The 23,650-nt window shown below is 68.1% G+C and carries 32 protein-coding genes; 14 read left to right on the top strand and 18 right to left on the bottom strand.

The window, feature by feature from the left end; translation table 11 throughout:
* Position 1: 1 nt before the first annotated feature.
* From XINFAN_RS08015 to XINFAN_RS08025, 3 genes are all read right to left on the bottom strand, one after another.
* Entirely contained in the window at positions 2-1,219 is a 1,218-nt protein-coding gene (locus XINFAN_RS08015; RefSeq protein ID WP_124085973.1) for an MFS transporter, read from the bottom strand.
* Positions 1,220-1,425: 206 nt separating this feature from the next.
* Positions 1,426-2,148: a DNA repair protein RecO gene (gene recO / locus XINFAN_RS08020; protein WP_124085974.1), complete on the bottom strand. Its 723-nt coding sequence runs from the start codon at positions 2,146-2,148 to the stop codon at positions 1,426-1,428.
* Between the two features lie 163 nt (positions 2,149-2,311).
* Positions 2,312-2,647: a DUF1491 family protein gene (locus XINFAN_RS08025; RefSeq protein ID WP_124085975.1), complete on the bottom strand. Its 336-nt coding sequence runs from the start codon at positions 2,645-2,647 to the stop codon at positions 2,312-2,314.
* A 64-nt stretch (positions 2,648-2,711) separates the two neighbouring features.
* Between XINFAN_RS08025 and XINFAN_RS08030 the strand changes: the two genes are divergently transcribed.
* Positions 2,712-2,912, top strand: a complete 201-nt coding sequence (locus XINFAN_RS08030) for a hypothetical protein (protein ID WP_124085976.1) — start codon at positions 2,712-2,714, stop codon at positions 2,910-2,912.
* Positions 2,913-2,915: 3 nt separating this feature from the next.
* On the opposite strand, the gene era is transcribed toward XINFAN_RS08030, so the two are convergent.
* From era to folK, 9 genes are all read right to left on the bottom strand, one after another.
* A complete protein-coding gene (era, locus tag XINFAN_RS08035) occupies positions 2,916-3,833 on the bottom strand; it encodes a GTPase Era (RefSeq protein ID WP_124085977.1) in 918 nt (305 codons plus the stop codon).
* Positions 3,826-4,515 (bottom strand): ribonuclease III, encoded by a 690-nt coding sequence (gene rnc / locus XINFAN_RS08040; RefSeq protein WP_124085978.1) that lies wholly within the window; start codon positions 4,513-4,515, stop codon positions 3,826-3,828. The genes era and rnc overlap by 8 nt, the downstream gene beginning before the upstream one ends.
* 3 nt (positions 4,516-4,518) lie before the next feature.
* Positions 4,519-5,328 carry a signal peptidase I gene (gene lepB / locus XINFAN_RS08045; RefSeq protein ID WP_124085979.1) on the bottom strand — a complete coding sequence of 270 codons (810 nt, stop codon included), beginning with the start codon at positions 5,326-5,328 and terminating at the stop codon, positions 4,519-4,521.
* A gap of 32 nt (positions 5,329-5,360) precedes the next feature.
* The gene (gene acpS, locus XINFAN_RS08050; RefSeq protein WP_124085980.1) at positions 5,361-5,804 is read right to left on the bottom strand and encodes a holo-ACP synthase; all 444 of its coding nucleotides are present in this window, start codon (positions 5,802-5,804) and stop codon (positions 5,361-5,363) included.
* A gap of 73 nt (positions 5,805-5,877) precedes the next feature.
* The gene (locus XINFAN_RS08055; RefSeq protein WP_124086021.1) at positions 5,878-6,630 is read right to left on the bottom strand and encodes a pyridoxine 5'-phosphate synthase; all 753 of its coding nucleotides are present in this window, start codon (positions 6,628-6,630) and stop codon (positions 5,878-5,880) included.
* A 39-nt stretch (positions 6,631-6,669) separates the two neighbouring features.
* A complete protein-coding gene (locus XINFAN_RS08060; RefSeq protein WP_124085981.1) occupies positions 6,670-7,374 on the bottom strand; it encodes a DUF2062 domain-containing protein in 705 nt (234 codons plus the stop codon).
* Between the two features lie 34 nt (positions 7,375-7,408).
* The gene (locus XINFAN_RS08065) at positions 7,409-9,526 is read right to left on the bottom strand and encodes a RelA/SpoT family protein (RefSeq protein ID WP_124085982.1); all 2,118 of its coding nucleotides are present in this window, start codon (positions 9,524-9,526) and stop codon (positions 7,409-7,411) included.
* A 55-nt stretch (positions 9,527-9,581) separates the two neighbouring features.
* Positions 9,582-9,935, bottom strand: coding sequence for a DNA-directed RNA polymerase subunit omega (gene rpoZ, locus XINFAN_RS08070; protein WP_124085983.1), 354 nt, complete (start codon positions 9,933-9,935; stop codon positions 9,582-9,584).
* A gap of 121 nt (positions 9,936-10,056) precedes the next feature.
* A complete protein-coding gene (gene folK, locus XINFAN_RS08075) occupies positions 10,057-10,644 on the bottom strand; it encodes a 2-amino-4-hydroxy-6-hydroxymethyldihydropteridine diphosphokinase (protein WP_124085984.1) in 588 nt (195 codons plus the stop codon).
* A 127-nt stretch (positions 10,645-10,771) separates the two neighbouring features.
* Here folK and XINFAN_RS08080 point away from each other — a divergent pair, with 127 nt between their 5' ends.
* The 8 genes from XINFAN_RS08080 to XINFAN_RS08115 all read left to right on the top strand — a co-directional run bounded on the left by XINFAN_RS08080 (position 10,772) and on the right by XINFAN_RS08115 (position 15,485).
* Complete coding sequence (locus XINFAN_RS08080) at positions 10,772-11,347, top strand: LabA-like NYN domain-containing protein (RefSeq protein WP_124085985.1); 576 nt, start codon at positions 10,772-10,774, stop codon at positions 11,345-11,347.
* An 85-nt stretch (positions 11,348-11,432) separates the two neighbouring features.
* Positions 11,433-11,876: a YqaA family protein gene (locus XINFAN_RS08085; RefSeq protein ID WP_124085986.1), complete on the top strand. Its 444-nt coding sequence runs from the start codon at positions 11,433-11,435 to the stop codon at positions 11,874-11,876.
* A gap of 50 nt (positions 11,877-11,926) precedes the next feature.
* Complete coding sequence (ispH, locus tag XINFAN_RS08090; protein ID WP_124086022.1) at positions 11,927-12,883, top strand: 4-hydroxy-3-methylbut-2-enyl diphosphate reductase; 957 nt, start codon at positions 11,927-11,929, stop codon at positions 12,881-12,883.
* On the top strand, positions 12,880-13,344 hold the full coding sequence (locus XINFAN_RS08095; RefSeq protein ID WP_124085987.1) for a hypothetical protein: 465 nt from the start codon (positions 12,880-12,882) through the stop codon (positions 13,342-13,344). The genes ispH and XINFAN_RS08095 overlap by 4 nt, the downstream gene beginning before the upstream one ends.
* Before the next feature lie 104 nt (positions 13,345-13,448).
* A complete protein-coding gene (locus XINFAN_RS08100; RefSeq protein WP_124086023.1) occupies positions 13,449-14,054 on the top strand; it encodes a LysE family translocator in 606 nt (201 codons plus the stop codon).
* The gene (locus XINFAN_RS08105; RefSeq protein WP_124085988.1) at positions 14,051-14,473 is read left to right on the top strand and encodes a hypothetical protein; all 423 of its coding nucleotides are present in this window, start codon (positions 14,051-14,053) and stop codon (positions 14,471-14,473) included. The genes XINFAN_RS08100 and XINFAN_RS08105 overlap by 4 nt, the downstream gene beginning before the upstream one ends.
* Positions 14,473-14,952 (top strand): ribonuclease HI, encoded by a 480-nt coding sequence (gene rnhA, locus XINFAN_RS08110; RefSeq protein ID WP_124085989.1) that lies wholly within the window; start codon positions 14,473-14,475, stop codon positions 14,950-14,952. The genes XINFAN_RS08105 and rnhA overlap by 1 nt, the downstream gene beginning before the upstream one ends.
* Before the next feature lie 32 nt (positions 14,953-14,984).
* On the top strand, positions 14,985-15,485 hold the full coding sequence (locus tag XINFAN_RS08115) for a transcriptional regulator (protein WP_124085990.1): 501 nt from the start codon (positions 14,985-14,987) through the stop codon (positions 15,483-15,485).
* Here the strand turns inward: XINFAN_RS08115 and XINFAN_RS08120 are convergent.
* From XINFAN_RS08120 to def (XINFAN_RS08140), 5 genes are all read right to left on the bottom strand, one after another.
* Positions 15,478-15,711: a GlsB/YeaQ/YmgE family stress response membrane protein gene (locus XINFAN_RS08120; protein WP_124085991.1), complete on the bottom strand. Its 234-nt coding sequence runs from the start codon at positions 15,709-15,711 to the stop codon at positions 15,478-15,480. The genes XINFAN_RS08115 and XINFAN_RS08120 overlap by 8 nt on opposite strands.
* 395 nt (positions 15,712-16,106) lie before the next feature.
* Positions 16,107-17,000: a methionyl-tRNA formyltransferase gene (gene fmt / locus XINFAN_RS08125; RefSeq protein ID WP_124085992.1), complete on the bottom strand. Its 894-nt coding sequence runs from the start codon at positions 16,998-17,000 to the stop codon at positions 16,107-16,109.
* Positions 16,997-17,500: a peptide deformylase gene (gene def / locus XINFAN_RS08130; RefSeq protein WP_124085993.1), complete on the bottom strand. Its 504-nt coding sequence runs from the start codon at positions 17,498-17,500 to the stop codon at positions 16,997-16,999. The genes fmt and def (XINFAN_RS08130) overlap by 4 nt, the downstream gene beginning before the upstream one ends.
* Positions 17,497-17,985 (bottom strand): peptide deformylase, encoded by a 489-nt coding sequence (gene def, locus XINFAN_RS08135; protein WP_124085994.1) that lies wholly within the window; start codon positions 17,983-17,985, stop codon positions 17,497-17,499. Before def (XINFAN_RS08135) ends, def (XINFAN_RS08130) begins: the two co-directional genes overlap by 4 nt.
* Positions 17,986-18,210: 225 nt before the next feature.
* A complete protein-coding gene (gene def / locus XINFAN_RS08140) occupies positions 18,211-18,726 on the bottom strand; it encodes a peptide deformylase (protein WP_124085995.1) in 516 nt (171 codons plus the stop codon).
* 116 nt (positions 18,727-18,842) lie between these two features.
* Between def (XINFAN_RS08140) and XINFAN_RS08145 the strand changes: the two genes are divergently transcribed.
* Together XINFAN_RS08145 and XINFAN_RS08150 are read left to right on the top strand one after the other, a co-directional pair.
* Positions 18,843-20,015, top strand: coding sequence for a MalY/PatB family protein (locus tag XINFAN_RS08145; protein WP_124085996.1), 1,173 nt, complete (start codon positions 18,843-18,845; stop codon positions 20,013-20,015).
* Positions 20,012-20,545 (top strand): L,D-transpeptidase family protein, encoded by a 534-nt coding sequence (locus tag XINFAN_RS08150; RefSeq protein WP_124085997.1) that lies wholly within the window; start codon positions 20,012-20,014, stop codon positions 20,543-20,545. The genes XINFAN_RS08145 and XINFAN_RS08150 overlap by 4 nt, the downstream gene beginning before the upstream one ends.
* A gap of 145 nt (positions 20,546-20,690) precedes the next feature.
* On the opposite strand, the gene XINFAN_RS08155 is transcribed toward XINFAN_RS08150, so the two are convergent.
* Positions 20,691-21,044: a hypothetical protein gene (locus XINFAN_RS08155; protein WP_124085998.1), complete on the bottom strand. Its 354-nt coding sequence runs from the start codon at positions 21,042-21,044 to the stop codon at positions 20,691-20,693.
* 193 nt (positions 21,045-21,237) lie between these two features.
* Between XINFAN_RS08155 and cbiB the strand changes: the two genes are divergently transcribed.
* The 3 genes from cbiB to XINFAN_RS08170 are packed head-to-tail and all read left to right on the top strand — an operon-like array spanning position 21,238 to position 23,643.
* Positions 21,238-22,137: an adenosylcobinamide-phosphate synthase CbiB gene (gene cbiB, locus XINFAN_RS08160; RefSeq protein ID WP_124085999.1), complete on the top strand. Its 900-nt coding sequence runs from the start codon at positions 21,238-21,240 to the stop codon at positions 22,135-22,137.
* A 39-nt stretch (positions 22,138-22,176) separates the two neighbouring features.
* The gene (locus XINFAN_RS08165; protein WP_124086000.1) at positions 22,177-23,082 is read left to right on the top strand and encodes a glycosyltransferase family 2 protein; all 906 of its coding nucleotides are present in this window, start codon (positions 22,177-22,179) and stop codon (positions 23,080-23,082) included.
* A 12-nt stretch (positions 23,083-23,094) separates the two neighbouring features.
* Positions 23,095-23,643 carry an MOSC domain-containing protein gene (locus XINFAN_RS08170; RefSeq protein WP_124086001.1) on the top strand — a complete coding sequence of 183 codons (549 nt, stop codon included), beginning with the start codon at positions 23,095-23,097 and terminating at the stop codon, positions 23,641-23,643.
* Positions 23,644-23,650: the final 7 nt, after the last annotated feature.

A 23,650-nucleotide genomic window follows, 5' to 3' on the forward strand; every position in this document is an offset into this window, starting at 1 on the left:
CTTACGCGCCCCCGCGCGAGGGGCGCGTGACGCCGAGGCGGGGATGCAATGTCCCCGCCACCAGCCAGCAGCCCAGGAAGGCGAGCCCGGTCACCGCGAACAGGCCCGAGACCGGCGAGACGAACAGCACCGCCCAGGCCACGCCGGGCGTCATGATTCCGGACACGTCGCGGAAGCTGGAATAGACCGCCGACATCTCGGTGCGCTCGGACGGTTTCACCGACATCAGGAACGGCAGCCCCCCCACCACGTCGAGCATGACGAAGAAGAAGCTCGCGCAGAAGGCCAGCACCACCGTCGCCCAGGGCAGGGTCGAGAACAGCGTCGCGAGAATCAGCAGCCCGCCGCCCCCCGCAAAGGCCAGCCGCACCGAGCGGCGCACCGACATCGACCGCGCGAGACGGTTGAGCGCGGGGGCGCCGAACAGCAGCGCGTTCGAGCAGGACAAGGCGAAACCGCCCACCTTGTCGCCCAGCCCCGCCTCGACGCAGAAGATCGGCAGATAGACGATATAGACCCACCAGCCGCAGGACCGCACCACCGCATAGAACCAGCCCGCGATCAGCCGTGGCTGGCGGAAGAACCGCCCGAGGAAGCCCAGCGGATTGACCGTCGGCCGCTTCGCCCGCGCGATCTGCCGCCCGTTGCCAAGCCGGAGCCACCAGAACACCGCGATCAGGAGAAGCGTGAACACACCCGCCAGCACGAAGGGCGCGGGCGCCCATTTGCCGTAGAGCCAGACGCCCAGCACCGGCCCGATCGCCCAGGGCGTGGCGGCATAGGCCATCTGTATCCCCTGACTGCGCCCGAGGCTGGTGCGCTCGACATAATCCAGCACATAGGCGTTGAGGCAGATGAAGACGGTGGCGGTGGCCATGGCATTGCAGATCAGCGCCAGGGTGATCCCGGTCGGCGTGCCCGGGATCGCCAGCATCATCCCCACCAGGTAAAGCCCGCCACCGCCGGTATAGGTCCAGCGCCGCGGAATGTGCTGAGTGATCCAGGGCACCATCAGCCCCCAGAACAGCGCGACGAAACCGGCCATCAGATAGGCGACCGAGGTTTTCTGCGCATCGCCCAGCGTCTGGTAGACCGCAAGCGGCATCGCCGAGACGAGCGTGCCGCGCACCGCGGCCTCCAGCCCCGACAGAAGGGCGAAATGCTCGATCTGCGGCACCGGACTGTGTTTGAGAGCAAGGGGAATGTATCGCAGCGCCATGGCCCATGCAGAGCCGGGAAGCACCGCGGCGTCTGCACCGTTTACGACAAAAATTGTCGCGCCTGTGGGTTCGGCGCAATCTCGCGCGGGACCGGCTTTCCCGCCGACTGACAAACCGCCCCCCGGACGCGCCTCCGGGCTTCGGCCGGTAAGCCGCCCCCGGATCTGGCCCCGCCAGGTGTGCAACGCGCCGGGGTCCCGGCGCTTCAGAGCCCGCGTGCGAACAGGTCGAGCAACCGGGCGCGGGCCTCGGGCAGCGGTCGCCCGCCGGCCTCCCCGGTCAGTTCGCGCGCGAGGAAATGGCCGGTGATCGCGGCGCCCTGCACCACCGCGGCCAGGCTCAGCGGCCCGCCCCCTGCCATGCCCTCGGGCAGGGGCAGCAGGCGGCCGGCCCAGTCCCCCGCCCCCGCGCGCGTCACCGCGCGGCCGGTCTTCGGGCTGACGAAAGCCAGATCCGCCGCCGCCCCGGTCACCGCGCAGGAGGTCAGGTCCAGCCCGTAGCCCAGCTCTTCAAGCAGCACCATCTCCCATCTGAGATAATCGGATGGCCAGTCCGGGCGCTCCAGCCGGTCCAGAAGCGCGACCGAGGCCCGCCACAGCCCGGGATGCGGGGCGCGTTCGGGCAGGGCCACCTGCAACAGCGCGGTGACCGCCCCCAGCCCGGCCAAAGCCAGCCGGTCGCCCATCAGATGCGCGCGCGAGCGCAAAGGTTCGACGGTGAAAGTGCCGAGATGATCGTCGAGCCGCGCGCGCCAGACCGCCTGAACCTGGGCGCCGGGTTGCAGATGCGGCGCCATCCGGCGCGAGGCGCCGCCGCGCACCACGCCGGGCCGGCGCCCATGGCCCCCGGTGAAGATCTCAACAATCGCGCCATGCTCGCCATAGGACCGCGCCGAGAGCACCACGCCTTCATCCCGCCATTCCATCATGGCCGGACTATCCGCCCTGCGGCGGGCCGCGGCAAGAGGGGGCCCTGCCCCCGTCTGCGCGTCGCGCAGACTCCCCCGGGGTATTTCCGTCAGGGTGAAAGGGCTTTCATCCTGACCCAAATACCCCCCGCCCGGAGGGCATCCGGCACCAGCCGGAGGCGGATCAGTCGGCGCTCAGCCCAGGCTCGTCCAGCAGCGTGCGGCCCTGGCGGTCCTCGATCTCGACGATCCAGAGGTCGGGGTCGCGGGCGCGGGCGCGGGAGAGGGCGGCGTCCACCTCGGGCTCAGGGCCTTCGGCATAGGTGATCCACTGGCGTCCGCCGCTCATCAGATCGGTGCGGCGCTCGAAGGCGCGGGCCTGGCCGTCGAGCATGGCGAGCTTGACCATCACCGCCCCGGCGGTCGCATCGCCCTTCGCGGTGACATAGGCCGGGATGTCGGCGAGGCTCAGGCGGCGCAGATAGGCCTGGACCCAGAATTCGGCGGTCAGTCTGGTCATCGACCCCTCTTTGCGGCAGGATTCGGGTGATTATATCCTTGGGGCAGGCAGTGAGGAGCGTGGCATGACCGGGAAAAGACGTTCACCTTTCGGCGCGCTCGTGGCGCTGATCGTCGCGGCGCTCGGGCTCGTTGCGATCAGGACCGATCCGAAGGGCACCGGCGCCGATCCGGTGGCGCGCGGCGCGACAAAAGCGATCGGTCTCGGCGGCGCGCTCTGGCTGGCCTGGGCGGCGGTGAGAAACCGCTTCTCGCGCGGCGCCTGAGCGTCAGGCGTCGCCGTCTTTGAACTCCAGCCCCATCTCGGAATAACGCTCGGCCTCTTCCAGCCAGTTCGGGCGGACCTTGACGGTCAGGAACAGATGCACCTCGCGGTCGAGGAAGGCGGCGATCTCGGCCCGGGCGGCCTGGCCGATGGCCTTGATCGTCTCGCCGCGGTTCCCCAGCACGATGCCCTTGTGGCCGTCGCGGGCGACATAGACGATCTGGTCGATCCGGGTAGAGCCGTCCTTGCGGTCCTCCCATTTCTCGGTCTCGACCGTCAGCTGATAGGGCAGTTCCTCATGCAGGCGCAGCGTCAGCTTCTCGCGCGTCATCTCGGCGGCGATCATCCGCAGCGGCAGGTCGGCAAGCTGGTCCTCGGGGTAGAACCACGGGCCCTCGGGCAGTTCAGACGCCAGCCATTCGCGCAGATCGCCGACGCCATAGCCCTTTTCGGCCGAGATCATGAAGGTCTTCGCGAAAGGCCAGGCGGCGTTCATCTTGTCGGCCAGCGCCAGCAGGCTTTCGGCTTTCACCCGGTCGATCTTGTTGATCGCCAGCGCCACGGGGCGGTCTTTCGGCAATTCGTTCGCCAGCCGGTCGATGATCGCCTGCACGCCTTCGGTCAGACCGCGATGCGCCTCGATCAGCAGAACGATCACATCGGCATCGGCCGCGCCGCCCCAGGCGGCTTTGACCATCGCCCGGTCGAGCCGGCGGCGCGGGCGAAACAGGCCCGGCGTATCGACGAAGACGATCTGGGTCTGGCCTTCCATGCAGACGCCGCGGATGCGGGTGCGGGTGGTCTGCACCTTATGGGTGACGATCGAGACCTTGGCCCCCACCATCCGGTTCAGGAGCGTCGATTTCCCGGCATTCGGCTCGCCGATCAGGGCCACGAAGCCCGCGCGTGTCTGTTCAGTCATCCCCGGCCTCCAGCCGTTTCAGCAGCATTGCCGCCGCCATCTGTTCCGCCGCGCGTTTCGAGCCCGCCCGCGCCTTTTCCTGCGCACCGTTTTCCAGCACCACCCCTACGGTGAAGACCGGCTGATGGTCGGGACCCTCGCGGGAGGTCTCGGTATAGGCGGGGGGCGGCATGCCGCGGGCCTGCGCCCATTCCTGGAGCGCCGATTTCGCATCGCGCGCATCGGGCTCGACCGCGCCGATCCGCGCGCCCCAGAGCCGCAGCACCAGCGCGCGGGCGGTCTCGAATCCGGCGTCGAGATAGACCGCCGCGATCACCGCCTCGATGGCATCGCCAAGCAGCGCCTCTTTGCGGCGCCCGCCCGAGAGCATCTCGGAGCGCCCGAGTTTCAGCACATCGCCGAGGCCGAACTCGCGCGCCACCTCGGCGCAGGTTTCCTTGCGCACCAGCGCATTCAGCCGGGGCGCAAGCTGGCCCTCGCTCGCGGCCTGATCGGCGGAGAGCAGCGCCTCGGCCATCACCAGACCGAGAACCCGGTCGCCCAGAAACTCCAGCCGCTGGTTGTCGGGGCGCGTGGCCGAGGCGATGGACGGATGCGTCACCGCGCGCACGAGGAACTCGGCGCGCCGGAACTCGTGTCCGATGCGGCTCTGGAAGGCTTTGAGATCGGCCGAAAGCCTCACGGGTCAGTCAATCCTGTGGAAGAAACGGTCGGTGCGCCAGGTCCAGAAATACCACAGACGCGAGCCCGCCGAAGAGAAAATCACCCGGTCGGCGCGGCCGATCAGATATTCGGCCGGAACCATGCCGACGCCGCCCTGCGCCCCCTGGCGGAAGCGCGAATCCTGGCTGTTGTCGCGGTTGTCGCCCATAAAGAAGTAATGGCCTTCGGGGACGGTGAAGGTCTCGGAATTGTCCGGCAGGCCGGGCGCGTCGTAGATGTTGAGAACCGGATAGGCCCGGGTCGCATCGCCGGTACCGGTGGGCAGGGTCTCGACCGAGCGCGATTTCTGACAGGTGCCGCCGATCCCGACCGCACCGTTCTCGCAGCGGGGATAGTTCTTCATCGGGCCCTGGGGCTCGAAGGTTTCGGTGAAGATGCCGTCGGCCACCTGCGGCACTTCGGTGCCGTTCAGGATGATCCTGCCGTCCTTCATCTGCACCGTATCGCCGGGCAGACCGATCAGGCGCTTGATGAAATCGTCGCCGGTGACCGGGTGGCGGAACACCACCACATCGCCGCGCTCGGGTTCGCTGGCGAACAGGCGCCCGGTGATCGGACACAGCGCGAAGGGGCAGGAATATTTGGAATAGCCATAGGCCATCTTGTTGACGAAAAGGAAATCGCCGATCAGCAGCGAGCTTTTCATCGATTCAGACGGGATCCAGAACGGCTGGAAGAACAGGGTGCGGAAGACGCCCGCGATGACCAGCGCCCAGAAGACGGTCTTGATCGTTTCCACGATGCCGCCGCCTTCGCCTTTTGCCTTCGCCATGCCCGATCCTGCCTTGCCTGTGCTTTGGGCTGCTACATGCGCCCGGGGTTATGGGGTGTCAAGCAGGGCACGCCCGCGGCCAGCGGCAGCGCCTCGATCACCACGAAAGCCTGCGCCCAGGGGTGATCGTCGGTCAGCGTGACATGGATCACCGCGTGATGCCCCGCGGGCGTCATCGCCGCCAGCCGGTCGGCGGCCCAGCCGGTGACATGCATCACCGGCTGGCCGGTGGCCAGATTCGACACCGCCATGTCCTTCCACGAAATCCCCATCCGAAGCCCGGTGCCAAGGGCTTTGGAACAGGCCTCTTTCGCGGCCCAGCGTTTGGCATAGGTGGCGGCGGTCTGGCGCCGGCCCTCGGCCTTGCGCTGTTCCGATTCGGTGAACACGCGGTCGCGGAACCGGGCGCCGAACCGCGCGAGCGTGGCCTCGATCCGGTCGATATTGGCGAGATCGCTGCCGATACCGAGGATCATCCGCCACCCTGCCGGCAAAATTCTTTGAAGAATTTTGCAAATTCCTTCGAAGGAATTTGGCCCGCGCCCCGCATCACCGGAATCTCGCCGCATCCATCCGGCGGCGCATCTCCTCGATCGCGGGGCCAAGGCCGAGGAACACCGCCTCGCCGATCAGGAAATGGCCGATGTTGAGCTCGGCCAGTTCGGGGATCGCCGCCACCGGCTCGACATTCTCATAGGTCAGCCCGTGGCCGGCATGAACCTCAAGGCCCAGCGAGGCAGCCAGCGCCGCGCCGCGCCGCAGGGCGGCCAGCTCGGCCCCGGCTTCGGCCTGACGGCCCTCGGCGTCGAGTTCGGAATAAAGCCCGGTGTGCAGTTCCACCACCGCCGCGCCGATCCGGGCCGAGGCCTCGATCTGCGCCGCCTCGTGGCCGATGAACATCGAGACCCGGATCCCCGCCTCGCGCAGCGGCGCGATATAATCCTTCAGCCGCGCCTCGTCGCCCGCGACATCGAGCCCGCCCTCGGTCGTGCGCTCCTCGCGCTTTTCCGGCACCAGACAGGCGGCATGGGGTTTCAGCCGCAACAGGATCGCCTGCATCTCGTCGGTCGCGGCGCATTCGAAATTCAGCGGAATGCCGATCCCGGCGCGCAGGGCCTCCATATCCGCGTCGCGGATGTGGCGGCGGTCTTCGCGCAGATGGGCGGTGATGCCGTCGGCGCCCGCGGCCTCGGCCAGCAGCGCCGCGCGCAGGGGATCGGGCCAGGCCGATCCGCGCGCATTCCTGACCGTCGCCACATGGTCGATATTGATCCCGAGCCTGAGCCTGCCCCGATCCGCCATCATCTTCCCCTTCGCAAGTTCCCCACGCGCGGCGCCACCTTAAGGGGAACCGGGCCCGTCGTCACCTGGCTGATCGCCCTTATCCTGGCGGCTGGCGATGCGGCTTGCGGCCTCGGCCAGCATCTCGCGCAGGCGGCGGCGCTTCTCGCTGCGCTCTTTCGACTTGGCGGCGCGGGCGCGCTGATAGGCGGTGACCAGCGGGATGGTGACGTAATAGGCGATCACCGAAAGCACGATGCCGGGGCCGAGCGCGCCGATGAAATAGGGCACGTAGATCTCGTGCCAGAACTGGATCAGCCCGCCCCAGCGGGTCGTTTCCGGGCCGAAGATCGCCATGAAATTATACCACAGATCGCCCCCGGCCACGGCGAAGCGGTGGCCGATATATTCGGCGGTCAGCGGCGCTTCGATCCCCATGATCCAGTGGCCGAGCGTCATGGCCAGCACCGCGAAGAACGGCGTGGTGATCGGATTGGTGTTGAACGTGGCGAGGAGCGCCGCCAGCAGATTGCCGTTCGCCACCCGCGCCGCGATCCAGGCGGCGACGAACTGCAACCCGGGCAGCGGCAGGAAGCCGATCAGCGATCCGGCGAAGACGCCTCGCGCCACGCGCTGCGGGCTGTCGGGCAGGCGCTTCATCCGGTGCAGCACATATTGCGTGGCCCGCTTCAGCCCGCCGCGAGGATAGACCATCTCGCGGAACCAGGCGGCCCAGCTTAGCGGATCCCGGCGCTTGAAAACCACGTCACTTCCTTTTCGTCGCTGGCCCGATCAGAAATCAGGGCTGGCGTGTGCGATCCCTGTAGCGCGAGATCTGCGCAACATCCGTGTCCGCTTCAAGGGCCGTCATCACCATGTGAAGATGTTCGACGTCCCGCAGATCCACGTCAATCAGCAGCCGGTAGAAATCCGGCTTGCGGTCGGTGAACCGCAGATCCGAGATATTGGCCCGTTGCTCGCCGATCAATGTGCAGATCCGTCCCAGCACGCCCGCATCGTTCGAAATCGTCAGTTGCAGCGAGACGGTATGCACCGCAGCATGGCGGCCCGGCATCCATTGCAGGTCGATCCAGCGTTCGGTCTGGCTTTCAAACTCCTCCAGCGCCGGGCAGTCGATCGTATGCGCGACCACGCCCTTGCCGCGCCAGGTGATGCCGACGATCCGCTCGCCCGGCAGCGGCTGGCAGCAGGGCGCGCGGCGGAAGGCCTGGTCGTCCATCAGCCCCACCACCGGGCGATGCGCGTCGATCTCGGCCTCGCGCTCGGTCGCCAGTTCGGGATACAGCGCCTCGACCACGCGGCGGGCGGTGAATTCGGCGCTGCCGACGCGGGCCAGCAGATCGGTCTCGTCCACGCAGCCGAGAAGTTTCGCCGCGGTGCGCAAAGCCTTGTCGCTGGCCTTCTTGCCGACGTGATCGAAAGCCGCGCGCGCCAGTTCCTGGCCAAGCCGCACGAAACGCCCGCGATCCTCTTCGCGCAAGGACCGCCGGATCGCCGCCTTGGCGCGGCCCGTCGTGACGATATCCACCCAGGTGCCCTGCGGGCGCTGGCCCTCGGCGGTGATGATCTCGACCGATTGTCCGTTCTTCAGCCGGGTCCACAAGGGCGCGCGGATGCCGTCCACCTTGGCCGAGACGGTGGAATTGCCGATCCGCGTGTGAATGGCATAGGCGAAATCCAGCGGCGTCGCGCCGCGGGGAAGCTGGACCACCTCGCCCTTGGGGGTGAAGCAGAACACCTGATCCGAATACATCTCAAGTTTGACGTTTTCGAGAAACTCGTCGTGATCGGCCTCGTCCAGCCGCTCGGTGATCTGGCTGATCCAGTTCGCCGGATCGACGGCGAACGGGTTCCGGCTGCGCACGCCCTCGCGATAGGACCAATGCGCGGCGACGCCCGATTCGGCGACCTCGTGCATCTCGCGGGTGCGGATCTGCACCTCGACCCGGCTGGCCGCGCGGCCCGAGACCGTGGTGTGGATCGAGCGGTAGCCGTTGGATTTCGGCTGGCTGATGTAATCCTTGAACCGCCCCGGCACCGAGCGCCAGCGCTGATGGATCACGCCCAGGATGCGGTAGCAATCCGCGACCGAGCCGCAGATCACCCGGAAGCCGTAGATGTCCGAGAGCTGCGAGAAGGAAAGATCCTTCTCCTGCATCTTGCGCCAGATCGAATAGGGCTTCTTGGCGCGGCCGTAGACCATCGCCTCCAGCCCCTCGCGGTCCAGTTCGGTGCGGATGTCGGCGGTGATCTTGTGCACCACGTCGCCGGTCTGCTTTTGCAGCGTGATGAAGCGGCGGATGATGGAATTGCGCGCATCGGGATTGAGGACGCGGAAGGCAAGGTCTTCCAGCTCCTCGCGCATCCACTGCATCCCCATACGGCCCGCAAGCGGCGCATAGATCTCCATCGTCTCGCGCGCCTTCTGCGCCTGCTTGTCGGCGCGCATCGACTTGATGGTGCGCATATTGTGCAGACGGTCGGCCAGCTTGACCAGGATCACCCGCAGATCCTTGGACATCGCCATGAACAGCTTGCGGAAATTCTCGGCCTGCTTGCTCTCGGCCGAGGAAAGCTGAAGATTGGTCAGCTTGGTCACGCCATCGACCAGTTCGGCCACTTCGGGGCTGAAGGTCTCGGAAATCTCGGTGAAGGTGGAGCGGGTGTCCTCGATCGTGTCGTGCAAAAGCGCGGTGACGATCGTGTCGTCGTCCAGCCGCATCTCGGTGAGGATGGCGGCGACGGCGACCGGATGGGTGAAATAGGGCTCGCCCGATTTGCGGAACTGGCCCTCGTGCATCTTCAGGCCGTAGGCATAGGCCCGGCGGATCAGATCGGCATTGGAACGCGGGTTGTAATTGCGGACGAGGGCGACAAGGTCTTCAACGTCGATCATTGCCGCCCAGCCTGAAGGGACCGGAGGGCCCCCTGTCCATTCCCGTGAAGTCGGATCAGTTCTCGCCCTGGGCTTCCATCAGCGCGCGCAAGAGCTTTTCTTCGGACATGTCGTCCTGCTGCGGCCGGTCGATCTCGCCCGCCATCAGCAGCGCCATCTGATCCTCTTCGGGCTCGTCGACCTCGATCTGGGTCTGGTAGCTTTCGATCATCCGTTCGCGCAGGACTTCGGCCGACTGGGTTTCGTCGGCGATCTCGCGCAGCGAGACGACCGGGTTCTTGTCGTTGTCGCGGTCCACGGTCAGCGGCGCGCCGGTGGCGATCTCGCGCGCCCGGTGGGCGGCCAGCATCACCAGTTCAAAGCGGTTCGGAACCTTGTCTACGCAATCTTCGACCGTCACGCGGGCCATGGGACACTCCAGTTTCGGAATCGGCCAGCCGCACCCTGGCGGGCGGGCTTGCCGGAAGTGGCTTGTCTAAGCCCTAAGGAACCGCTTGACAAGCGCATTCAGGCGCGCACCCGGGGGGTGTTCACAACGGCGTCACCGCCGCACGGTCGGCCTCGGGCAGCCGGGCCAGCATCTCGCGGGTGCTCAGGCCAAGCCGCGGATGGATCCAGTCGGGCGCCACCTCGGCCATCGGCACAAGGACGAAGGCCCGGTCCTGAAGCCGCGGATGCGGCAGGATCAGCCGGTCCGGCGCCCGCGAGACCTGCTGGCCGGGCGGCAGATCGCGCCAGGCGTCCTGGGTCGCGCCATCGGGCAAAACCGAATCACCCAGAGCGATCAGATCCAGGTCCAGCGTCCGCCCCGCCCATCTCGACTGCCTCTCGCGACCATGATCCGCTTCGATCCGGTGCAGGATCGAAAGAAATTTTTCGGGCTCTTGCAGCACATGACCGTGAACGAGCGCGACCGCATTCACATAGTCGGGGCCGGCGCCAGCGGGGAAACAGGGGGTGCGCCAGAACCTGCTGAGCCCTGAAATCGTTATCCCTTCAACCTCAAGCGCAGCCAGAGCCGCGCGGAGAATTTCCGCCGGAAACATGTATCCGAATGGCAAGTTTGCGCCCAGCGCGATGACAGCGGGGCTTGCAGGTTTGTCGCAGATCAACTTCATACCATATAGTTCATTCAGTCGTATCCGACACCGGCACCCAGCCGGGCGGCATTTGTTGATGGGGATCCTAAAGGCTGGTTCCTGTCGGGGATAGTCATGCCGGAGCGGCTGCTCGAGGGGAAATATAATGTTCTATAAAGACGAACGGCTCGCGCTGTTCATCGACGGGTCGAATCTGTATGCCGCCGCCAAGGCGCTCGGGTTCGACATCGACTACAAACTGCTGCGGATGGAGTTCATGCGGCGGGGCAAGCTTTTGCGCGCCTTCTACTACACGGCCCTGCTGGAAAACGAGGAATATTCGCCGATCCGGCCGCTGGTCGACTGGCTGCATTACAACGGCTTCACCATGCGCACCAAACCGGCGCGGGAATATACCGACAGCCAGGGCCGCCGTAAGGTCAAAGGGAATATGGATATCGAGCTTGCGGTCGATGCCATGGAACTGGCCTCGCGGCTGGATCACATCGTCCTGTTCTCGGGCGACGGCGATTTCCGGCCGCTGGTGGAAAGCCTGCAGCGTCAGGGAACCCGGGTTTCGGTCGTCTCGACCATCCGCAGCCAGCCGCCGATGATCTCGGACGAGCTCCGCCGCCAGGCGGATAATTTCATCGAACTGGACGATCTGCGCGACGTGATCGGCCGCCCCCCGCGCGAGCCGCGGCCGGCGGGCGCGGATGAAGTCAGCGTCGGCGCGCGGTGAGCGCGTCTCTCGCCGGGCGCCCCACGCGCCCGGCCGGGTTTTCCGCGCCGGCTCCGGCGCCGTCCGGGCGGGCTGCCGTCCGGGCATGACGGGACTTGCAGGTCTTGCGATCGCCGCCTTCCTGGCCGCGACGCCCTTGCCGATGAATTCGGAACTGCCGTTTCTGGCCTTGCAGGGGCTGGGGCATGATGCCGTGGCGCTGGTCCTGGTGGCTTCGGTGGCGAACACGCTCGGCTCCTGCGTCACCTACTGGTGCGGGATGCAGGGTGAGCGACTGCGCGGCGGCCGCTGGTTTCCCTTCACCGGCGCCGGGCTTGAACGCGCCCGCGGCTGGTTCTCGCGCTACGGGCGCTGGTCGCTTCTGTTGTCCTGGGCGCCGGGCGGCGATCTGATCGTCGCGCTGGCGGGGCTGATGCGGCTGCCGTTCGCGACATTCCTCGCGCTGACGGCGCTGGCGAAAACCGGCCGCTACGCCGCGCTGGCGCTGGCCGCCGCCGGGATCGGCGGCGCGTTTTCCGCCCCCGGCTGAGTGCCGGGCACTGGACCCCGGCCCGCTTTGCCACTACCTCTGAACCCATGATCGACAGGCCGCCCCTGAAACTCTACCTCGCAGCCCCGCGCGGCTTTTGCGCCGGGGTGGACCGTGCCATCCGCATCGTCGAGATGGCACTGGAGAAATGGGGCGCGCCCGTCTATGTCCGCCACGAGATCGTCCACAACCGCTATGTGGTGGACGGGTTGCGCGCCAAGGGCGCCGTCTTCGTCGAGGAACTGTCGGAATGCCCCGACGACCGGCCGGTGGTGTTCTCGGCCCATGGCGTGCCGAAAGCCGTACCGGCCGAGGCCGCGCGACGCGAGATGATCGCGGTCGATGCCACCTGCCCGCTGGTCACCAAAGTGCATAACGAGGCCGGGCGCCATCACGCGAACGGCCTGCAACTGATCTTCATCGGCCACGAGGGCCACCCCGAGACGGTGGGCACCATGGGCCAGTTGCCGCCGGGCGAGGTGCTGCTGGTCGAGACCCCCGCCGATGTGGCGGGGCTGGTGGTGCGCGACGAGGCGAAGCTGGCCTTCGCCACCCAGACCACGCTCTCGGTCGACGACACCGCCGCCATCGTCGAGGCGTTGCGCGCGCGGTTCCCGCTGATCACCGGGCCGGGCCACAAGGATATCTGCTACGCCACCACCAACCGCCAGGCCGCGGTCAAGGCCATCGCGCCGAAGATCGACGCGCTGCTGGTAGTCGGGGCGCCGAATTCCTCGAACTCGCGCCGTCTGGTCGAGGTCGGCGCCGCCGCCGGCTGCGGCTATGCGCAACTGGTGCAGCGCGCCGCCGACATCGACTGGCGGGCGCTGGACGGGATCGGCGCGCTCGGCGTCACCGCCGGGGCCTCGGCCCCCGAAGTGCTGATCAACGAGGTGATCGACGCGGTGCGCGCGCGGTTCGACGTGGCGGTGGAACTGGTCGAGACCGCCATCGAGGACATCGAATTCAAGGTGCCCCGCGTCTTGCGCGAAGAGGCCCGGGCGTGACGGCGCCCCTGCGGCTTGCCTCGCTGCTTCTCGCGCTGGCCGCTCCGGCCGCGGCGGAAGAGGCGCCGCTTGCCAGCTACTGGCAGAATTCCGGCAGCCTGCCGCCCGAATACGCCTGGGAAACGACTGCGACGATTTCCGAAACCGGCAGGCTGGTGCTGCGCCATTGCAAGGGCTATGCGACCGAAGGCCCCGGATGCGAGACGCGCGAGGCTCAGGTTGACCGCCCCGCGCTGGATGCGATCCTCGATGCCGCCCGGGCGTCGGATCTGCTGTCCAACCCTGCCGCCGAACCGGAAGAGCCGATGGTCGGCGGCCCGGGCCGGGGCGGCGCGGTCTGGCTCGACGGCGGCAGGCTGATCCTGCCCGCCCAGGCCGCCGTCTCCGACGAGGCGCGGGTGGCCCATGTCCTCGACACCATCGCCGCCGCGATCCCCGAAACCCTTCGGCAGAACGACTGACGAGGCCCGCGGATGCACATTCTCATGCCAGACCCAACCGCTCTCGCCGTCTGCGAGACACCCTCTCCGCGCTCCGGCCACAAAGCGACTGACGCATGAATGTTCTGACACCCGAGTTCCTGCTGACCGCCTTCGTCGTCTGCGTGACGCCGGGGATCGGCGTGGTCTATACGCTTTCGGTCACTCTGGGCGGCGGCTTCCGTGCCGGGTTCTGGGCGACCCTGGGCTGCACGCTGGCGACCGTGTTCCATATGGTCGTCGCCATGGCGGGGCTGGCGGCGGTGCTGCACACCTCGGCGGTGTTGTTCCAGGTGCTGAAATACGCTGGAGTGGCCTATCTTCTCTGGATGGCCTGGGCGGTGCTGAAAGACAGCGGCCAGATGGCGATCACCGCGGCGGAGGGCGGCTCGCCGGGCCGCCTCGTCTGGCGGGGCGTGGTGCTGAACCTTCTGAACCCCAAGCTGCCCCTGTTCTTCGTGGCCTTCCTGCCGCAGTTCCTGCCCGCGGGATCGGGCATGGCGGCGCTGGTCACTCTGGGCGCGGGTTTCACCCTGATGACCTTCGCCACCTTCCTGCTTTACGCGGTGATCGGTGCGACGGGCCGGGCGCGGATCCTGTCCTCGGCCAGGCTGATGGCCTGGATGAAACGCGCCTTCGCCGCCTCTTTCGCCGCGCTCGGCGCGAAACTCGCCCTGGAGCGCGCACCATGAGCCGCAATGCTGCCCTCGCCGCCGCGCTGACCGCGGCCCCGTTCCTGTGGTCGCTGGCGCCGCTGGTCCGGCCTGACCTGACGCAACTGACGCCGCCGATGTTCGCGGGGCGGGTGCTCGCCGTCTCCTGGGGCGCGGCGGTGCTGTTCTTCTCGTCGGGCGCGCTGGCGGCGATGGCGGTCCAGGCCCGCGCGGGCGCGGCGCTGACGGTGCTTGCCGTGCTGCCCGGGCTGTTCGCCTTCCTCGCCGTGCCGGATGCGTCGGACAATTCCCTGCTTTTGCTGGCGGCGGCGTTCCTCGGGCTTCTGATGACCGAGTTCAGCCTGACCCGCGCCGGCCTCATCCCGCCCGCCTGGTTCCGGTTCCGCCTTGCGGTCACGCTGGCGGCCTGCCTCGCCCTTCTGCTGCCGCTGTTCTGATGCCCGAGCTTTTCGCCTATACCGACGGAGCCTGCTCGGGCAATCCCGGCCCCGGGGGCTGGGGCGCCCTGCTGATCGCGCGCGACAATGGCGCGGTGCTGAGAGAGCGCGAGCTCTCGGGCGGCGAGGCCGACACCACCAACAACCGGATGGAGCTGATGGCCGCGATCAGCGCGCTGGAAAGCCTGACGCGGGCAAGCGCGATCACCGTGGTCACCGACAGCGCCTATGTGAAGAACGGCGTGACCGCCTGGATCCACGGCTGGAAGCGGAACGGCTGGAAAACCGCCGACAAAAAGCCGGTGAAGAACGCCGATCTCTGGCAGCGGCTGGACGCGGCCCAGGCCCGCCACAAGGTCACCTGGCAATGGATCAAAGGCCATGCCGGGCATGAAGAGAACGAGCGCGCCGACGCTTTGGCGCGCGGCGGCATGGCGCCTTACAAAAAGGCCATGAAAGCGTCACCGGAAAAGGCTTGAACGCGGGCAGGGCTTCGCCCACCATTCAAACCATGCCGCGCAGAAAGATCCTCTCCGACGCCGAAGTGCTGCTGGAAGCCCGCCGCCTGTTCGCGGCCGGGGGCGACAAGGCGCTCAGCTTCGGCACGCTGGCACGGGCGACCGGGCTTGCCGCCTCGACGCTCGCGCAAAGGTTCCAGAGCGTCGGGGGCTTGCAGGGCGCCGCCGCCTGCGCCGGCTGGCAGGAGCTGATCGCCGCGCTGGACGGCGCCGCGCGCGACAGCGCCGGCAAGGGGCCGCAGAGCTATCTCAAGGCGCTGGAACCCGGGGCGGCGATGGCGCCGATGCTGCTCGCGCTCGGCCAGCGCGACGCGCGCGCGGGCGAACTTGCGCAGGAGTGGCGCGGCCAGGTCGAGACGGCACTGGCTTTGCGCATCGGCCAGGGTGAGAAGGCGCGGCTCTCGGCGCAGATCCTGTTCGCGGCCTGGCAGGGGCGGCTTCTGTGGGGGATCGAGGGGATCCGGCTCAAGGATCTGGCGAAGCGGCTTACCTGATATAGGTCCGCCACAGCCAGATCAGCGCCAGCGCGCCAAGGAAGGCGCCGACGAACCCCGCCGCCGCGCCCAGCGACCAGACCAGCAGCCGCAGAAGCCCGCCGCCGATCAGCGCGCCGAACACGCCGATGGCGATGGTCGTCGGCACATCGGTGTTCAGTTTCATCACCCGCGTCGCCAGAAACCCCGCCGCCGCGCCGATGATCATCAGTGTGAGGAATGGCATCCCGTTCTCCCCGCCGTCCTGCCCCCTATATGGGGCCGCGCGCAGCATCGCAAAGCCCGCGCGGCGCGGACCCGGGGAATCCTCCGGCGCGGATATATCGGCAGGATGAAAGCGCGGGACTGAAGAGATCCGCGCCTTGCGGCGCGAATGGCCTCCGGCGGGGGTATTTGCGCCAGGGTGAAAGCATAATCCCGCACGCATTGACCGCCGCCCATCGGTCCCGGCTCCGGTCCCTGCATCCGCCGCAGCCGCAAGCCCACGGATTCGCCGCTCCCGCCCTGGCCCAAATACTCCCCCCGCAGGTGATCGGCAGCCATCTCCGCAGCGCCCATGTCTTTCATCCTGACCCAAATACCCCGGGGTGAGCGGCCGCAGGCCGCGAGGGGCGGCGCCCCTCAGAGCCGGTCGGGCAGCGCGAGCCCTTTCAGCACTTCGGCGGCGGGCATCGGCCTGCGGCCCTCGCGCTGCGCTTCCAGCACCTCTGCCGCACCCTCGCCGCAGGCGATGGTGAAGCCCGCCAGCACCTCGCCGGGCCTCCCCCCACCTGGGGCGAGACGCGAGCGCAGCAGTTTCACCCGCTCGGCCCCGATCTGCGTCCAGGCGCCGGGGAAGGGCGAGAGGCCACGGATGCGGCGGTCCACTTCCGGCGCCGGCAGGGTCCAGTCGATCCGCGCCTCGGTCTTGTCGATCTTCGCCGCATAGGTCACGCTCTCTGCGGGCTGCGGCACGGGCACCAGATCGGGCAGGTGCGCCAGCGCGCGCAGGATCAGATCCGCCCCCATCTGCGACAGCCGGTCGTGCAGATCGGCGGCGGTCTCCTGCGGCGCGATCGGGGTTGCCGCGCGCAGCAGCACCGGGCCGGTGTCGAGCCCCGCCTCCATCCGCATGATGCAGACGCCGGTCTCCTGATCCCCGGCCATGATCGCGCGCTGGATCGGCGCAGCCCCCCGCCAGCGCGGCAGAAGCGAGGCGTGGATGTTCAGGCAGCCCGCGCGCGGCAGGTCCAGCACCGCCTGCGGCAGGATCAGCCCATAGGCCACCACCACCGCAACCTCGGCCTGCGCCGCCGCGACCTCTGCCTGCGCCGCCGGATCGCGCAGGCTTTCCGGGGTGTGGACCCTCAGTCCCAGCTCTTCCGCCCGGGCATGGACCGGCGTTTTGCGCGGCGCCTTGCCCCGGCCCGCCGGGCGCGGCGGCTGCGACCAGACACCGACGATCTCATGACCGCCATGCAGCGCGTCCAGCACCGGAACCGAGAATTCCGGCGTCCCCATGAAGATCACCCTCATCCGCGCCTCCGGTATTTTTCCGCCTTGGCCAGCAGCATCTTCCGCTTCAACGGCGAGAGATGGTCGAAATACATCTTGCCCGCCAGATGGTCGATCTGATGCTGCACGCTGGTGGCCCAGAGGCCGACGAAATCGCGCTCCTCCGTCTCTCCGGCCGCGTTCAGAAACCGCACCGTCACCGCGCGCGGCCGGGCGATCTTCGCCGAGACGCCGGGCAGGTTGGGCGAGGCCTCCTCGTGCTCGCGCGGCTGGATGCTGGCGTGCAGCACCTCGGGATTGGCCATCAGCACCGCCTGGCCGCGGCTTTCCGAACAATCCACCACGGCAAGGCGCAGGGCCACGCCGATCTGGACGGCGGCGAGGCCGTAGCCCGGCATCGCCTCCATCGTATCGACCATATCCTGCCAGATGCTGCGGATCGCGTCGGTGATCTCTGCCACGTCGCGGGCGGGGGTCTTCAGCACCGGATGCGGCCAGGGGATGCAGGGACGCGGGCTCATGCGGCAATCTCCTGTTCCGCCAGTGCCCGGTCGGCGGGTGCCAGCCGGTCGAGCGTCAGGATCCCGTCGAGGTGATCCATCTCATGCTGGGCGCAGATCGCCGCGATGCCGGTCAGTTCCGCCTGATACGCGCGGCCCTCCGGGTCGCTCCAGCCAAGGCGGATGGCGGTGGCGCGGCCGACCATCGTCACCGGGCCGGGGATCGAGAGGCAGCTTTCCGGCCCGCGCCGCTGCTCTCCCGAACTCCAGAGGATTTCCGGGTTGACGAAGACCTGCGGAGCGCGCGCGCCCTCTTTCCAGGTCAGATCCATCACGAAGAGCCGCACCAGCCGCCCGACCTGCGGCGCGGCGAGGCCACGGCCGCGGGCCTCATACATGGTTTCCAGCATATCCGCGGCGAGGCGCGCGGTTTCCTCGCCGGAGGGCGCGGGCTCGCAGGGCTGCGACAGACGCGGGGCGGGCCAGAGCAGAAGGGGCAGGATCATCGGGGCCTCCGGGATGTCACGCCGCGCTTAAAGCCATTCGCGGGGAAAGTCACGCGAGAGGGCTTGCGCAAATGTCTGGCTGCGGGTTTAGTCCCCTTCCCCGCCAGCCGCGCGCCGGGGCAGCGGCCCCGGGGTTTTGCTCCCCTCCGGCGTCAGCCCTGCCCCACCGTCCGCCAGCCCGGAAACGCAGCCAGGCCACGGACATGACGGAACCACCCCCCGCGCTCAGACCGTCCGCGCGCGTTCGCGTTTCAGCTTTTCCATCTTGCGGGTGATCATCTGGCGCTTGAGCGGGCCGAGATAGTCGATGAACAGCTTGCCATCGAGATGGTCGATCTCATGCTGGACGCAGGTGGCCCAGAGCCCCTCGAAGCTGCGCTCTTCTTCCGCGCCGTCCAGCCCGGTCCAGCGCACGATGACGCTGGCGGGCCGTTTCACCTCGGCATACTGATCGGGGATCGAGAGGCAGCCTTCCTCGTAGCTGCTCAGATCCTCGGACGACCAGGTCACCTGCGGATTGATCAGCACCAGGGGCTCGGGCGTGCCCTCCTTGACGCAATCCATCACCAGAAGGCGCTTCATCACCCCCACCTGCGGCGCAGCGAGACCGACGCCGGGCGCGTCATACATCGTCTCCAGCATGTCGTCGGCCAGCATGCGGATCTCATCCGTGATCCCGGTGACGGGATCGCAGAGCTTCTTCAGACGGGGATCGGGATGGATCAGGATGGGGCGCAGCATGGAAGGGATTTAGGCCATGCCCCCCGCATCGCGCAAGGGGGCGCCGCGGGTTGCGGTTGAACCCCCGGGCATCAGCCTGTAGCCCTGTGGTCGCAGACGCAGCGAGGCAGCCCCCGATGGATTTCGACACTCCGGTCAACCGCTTCGGCACCCATTCGGTGAAATGGGACATGATGGAGGCGCTTTACGGCATCCCGCACGACCGGGGCCTCGCGATGTGGGTGGCGGATATGGAGTTCCGCCCGCCCGCCGTGGTGCAGCGCGCCTTGCAGGACATGCTCGGCCACGGCGTCTACGGCTATTTCGGCGACGAGCGCGATTATCTGGGCGCGATCAAATGGTGGATGCAGACGCGCCACGGCTGGGAGATCGACACTTCGCATGTCTTCACCACCCATGGGCTGGTGAATGCGGTCGGCCTGTGCCTCGACGCCTTCACAGCGCCCGGCGACGGGGTGGTGCTGATGACGCCGGTTTACCACGCCTTCGCCCGGGTGATCCGCGCGGCGGGGCGCGACCTGGTGGAATGCCCGCTGAAAAACGTGGCGGGCCGCTACGAGATGGACTTTGAGGCCTGGGACGCGCAGATGACCGGGCGCGAGAAAATGCTGATCCTGTGCTCGCCGCACAATCCCGGCGGCCGGGTCTGGAGCGAGGCAGACCTGCGCGCCACCGCGGATTTCGCGCGCCGCCACGGGCTGATCCTCGTCTCGGACGAAATCCACAGCGATCTGACCTATCCCGGCCACAAGCATCACGTCATGGCGAAGGTCGCGCCGGAAATCCGGGACCGGCTGGTGATGCTGACCGCGGCAACGAAGACCTTCAACATCGCCGGCGCCCATACCGGCAATGTGATCATCGCCGACGAGGCGCTTCGCCGGAGCTTCGTCGCGCGCCTCGCTGCGCTCGGAATCTCGCCCAACAGCTTCGGACTGCATATGGTGACCGCCGCCTGCTCGCCCGAGGGCGCCGAATGGGTGGATGCGCTGATGGCCTACCTCGACGAGAACCGGCGGCTCTTCGACACAGCGATGAACGCGATCCCGGGGGTGAGGTCGATGAAGCTGGAGGCGACCTATCTGTCCTGGCTGGATTTCACCGGCACCGGCATGGGCCGGGACGAGATCCTGAAACGGGTCGAGAAACAGGCCGCCATCGCCACCAACCACGGCGAGAGCTTCGGCAAGGGCGGCGAGGGCTTCCTGCGGGTCAATATCGCCGCGCCGCGCGCCCAGGTGCTGGACGCGATTTCCCGGCTGCAAACCGCCTTCGCCGATCTGCAATGAAACGGCTCGGGCGGCTGTTCGCGGCGCTGATGCTGCTGGCGCTGATCGCCGCCACGCTTCTCCTCTGGCCGCGCCTGACGCCAGCGCCGCCCGGACTGCCGCCGCTGACCGGCACGGTCGACCGGATCGTGATCGAGAAATCCGCCCGCCGCATGGCGCTGATCCGCGACGGCGAGGAACTGCGCGTCTACCCTATCGCGCTCGGGTTCAGCCCCGAGGGCGACAAGGAACGCGAGGGCGACGGCCGCACCCCGGAAGGCGAATACCGCATCGACCGCCGCAATGAGCACTCGGCCTATCACCTGTCGCTGGGCCTCGATTATCCGCAGCCCGAAGACCGCGCCCGGGCGCAGGCGGGCGGCTATTCCCCCGGCGGCGACATCATGATCCACGGCCAGCCGAACAGCCTGCCCGAAAACCTGATGGTGAAAGGCGACTGGACGCTCGGCTGTATCGCGCTCAGCAATGCCGGGATGCGCGAGATCTGGGCGGTGGCGCCCATCGGCACCGTGGTGGAAATCCGCCCCTGACCCCACCGCCCCGGACTGGCCGGAGACGCCTCCGGCGGGGGTATTTGGATCAGGGTGAAATCCAGAGCGCCGCTTTGCCCCTTTCACCCTGATTGAAATACCCTGGGGTGAGCGGCCGCAGGCCGCGAGGGGCAAGGCCCCTCTCTTAAGCCTTCGGCAGATAGCCCACCGGCGCGTTCTCGTCGCGCCAGTAGTCCAGCGCGGCGCGGCTGGCAACCGGGGTGGCGCGTTTGAATTCGCAGACCAGTTCGCCCGCCTCGATCTCGGAAGCGATGATCAGGCACTGAAACACATGGCGCGGCCCGTCGTGGAGATCGACCAGCCCGCGTAGCCGGGCGGGGCAGAGGTCGGCGTCGAGAGAAAAGCCGCCCTGCCAGAAGCGCAGCACCGGAAAAACCGCGCCGTTCACCTCGACGCGCATCTTAGACTTGCGGGCGGCGCGGCGCTTGCGCGCGGCCTCCAGCTGATCGCGCAATTCCTGCGGCAGATATTCCAGCATAGTCTCTCTCCCTCGGGATCAAGTCTGCCCGGGCCATGGATAAAATCAAGCCTGCTCCATCCTCTCTCACCCTCGTGTCGCAAAGATGACAGCGGCGTGGCCCGGATGCCGCAGCGCGCGTGGCTTTCCCGCTTGTCGCGGGCGCCGGATCGGGGTCACTTCTGCCCGGCGATTCGCCGCCCGTGAGCCTGAGATGACGCTCGTCCTTGCCATGATTCTCGATGCCCTGTCCGGCGAGCCGGACTGGCTCTGGCGGCGCCTGCCGCATCCGGCGGTGCTGATGGGGCGGCTGATCGGCGCCGCCGACCGGCGGTTCAACCGGGGCGCGGCGCGGCGGCTGAAGGGTGCGGCGGTGATGGCCGTGCTGGTTCTGGGAGCGGGCACCCTTGGCTGGCTGATCGGCCTTCTGCCCGGCGCGGGCGTGATCGAGACCGTGCTGGCCGCGATTTTGCTGGCGCAGCGCTCGCTGGTTCAGCATGTGCGCGCGGTGGCCACCGGGCTGCGGCGCTCGCTGGAAGACGGCAAGCGCGCGGTGGCGATGATCGTCGGGCGCGACACGCGCGACATGCGCGAAGCCGACGTGGCCCGCGCCGCCATCGAATCGGCGGCCGAGAATCTGTCGGACGGGGTGATCGCGCCTGCTTTCTGGTTCCTGGTCGCCGGTCTGCCCGGGATCCTGATCTACAAGATCACCAATACCGCCGATTCGATGATCGGCCATATGACGCCGCGATACCGCGCCTTCGGCTGGGCCGCGGCGCGGTTCGACGATCTGCTGAACCTGATTCCGGCGCGGCTGACGGCGGTTCTGCTGGCGCTCGGCCACGGCTGGAGCGATCCGCGCCCGATCCTGCGCGACGCGCCGCGCCACCGCAGCCCGAACGCGGGCTGGCCTGAGGCCACCCTGGCCCCGATCCTGAACGTCGCCCTGTCGGGGCCGCGCAGCTACGACGGCGAGATGCGACATTTCCCCTGGGTCTGGCCCGAGGGGCGGCGCGACGCGGGCGCAGACGACATCGACGCCGCCGCCCGCGCCCTGTGGCGGGCCTGGGGGCTGATGCTGGCGATTGCCCTTGCGGCGGCGCTGCTCTAGCCTCGCGGGTATGCGCGCGCTGTTCAGAGATCTGCCCGGATGATCCGCTGGGGTCTGGTCGCCACGGTGAAGACACCGGTGGAAAAGCTGCTCGCTTTCCTTGCCTGGCATCTCGATCTGGGCGCGGCGCGGATCAGCCTGTATTTCGACGACCCCGACGATCCTGCGCCGGAGGTTCTGGCGGCGGTGCCGGGGCTTGCGGGAAAGGTGGTTCTGACGCCCTGCGATGAGGCGCACTGGCGGCGTCTCGGCGGCCGGCCCGAGCGGCATCAGAACCGCCAGGCGAAGAACGCCCGCGACGCTTACCGCGCGGCCGGACCGGACTGGATCGGCCATATCGACGCCGACGAGTTCCTCTGGGCAGAGGTGCCGGTGGCACAGATCCTCGCCTCGCTGCCGCGCGAGCAGATCATGTGCCGGGCCGAGCCGTTCGAGGCGATGCACGATCCCGCTTTGCCCGATGACATCTACACCGCATCCGCCTTTCGCGGCGCGCTGAAGCCGCGCCATGCCGCGTTGCGCAGGCCGGTGCTGGGCGAGTTCGCGGGGATGCTGCCCGAGGGGATGCTCTCCCATGCCGCCGGGAAGGCGTTCTTCCGCGCGGGCATACAGGGGCTGTCACCCCGGTTGCATGGCGCCTTTATCGGCGGCGAGCGGCTGCCGGGGCCTGGTTTTGACCCACGACTGAAACTCCTGCATTTCCACGCCCAGGACCGGGCGGCATGGGCGGCCGCGCTGCCGTTCCGGCTGACCCGGGGGGCGTATCAGTATCACCCGGAGCTCTGCGCCTTTCTCTCGGGGGCGAGCCCCGCGCAGATCGCGGAGTTCTACGACGAGACGCAGGTTCTGACGCCTGCCAAGACCGCGGCGCTGCGCGAGGCGGGGCGGCTCATGGAGCTGCGGCTTGACCTTGCCGCGCGGGTGGCGAGACTGACGGCCAGGTGAAGGAGACAGGCGATGGTCACGATGGATGCGCTGATGGCGGCGGTGCCGCAGATCCAGGCGGCGCCGAAGGATGCGACGGTGGCGCGGCTTCTGACCTTTCGTCCGGCCCGCAACGAGCGGCAGCATCCCGGGCATCTGGTGCTGACCCGCGAGCGCGGCATCCCGGGTGAGCGCTGGCTGACCGAGCCCTGGCTGAAACTGCCCGATGGCTCGCCCGATCCGTCGATCCAGGTCTCGATCCTGCCCACGAGGGTGCATGATCTGGTGCGCCCGGATCCCGGGGCCGCGGTGCATCCGGGCGATACGATCCTTGCCGATCTCGACACTTCGGTCGCCAATCTGCCCGAAGGCGCGGTGTTGCAGGCCGGGAGCGCGCGGCTGCGGGTCTCGCCGGTGTTCAACAACGCCTGCGTGAAATGGAAGGTGCGCTACGGCAGGGATGCGATGGACTGGGTGAACCTGCCGCAGCACCGGGATTTGCGGCTGCGGGGGATCCTTTGCGCGATCATCGAAGACGGCGAGATCCGCCAGGGGGATCCGATCACCGTCGTCTCGCGCTGAGGCCGGC

The sequence above is a fragment of the Pseudogemmobacter humi genome (assembly GCF_900609055.1).
GTDB classification, from domain to species: domain Bacteria; phylum Pseudomonadota; class Alphaproteobacteria; order Rhodobacterales; family Rhodobacteraceae; genus Pseudogemmobacter; species Pseudogemmobacter humi.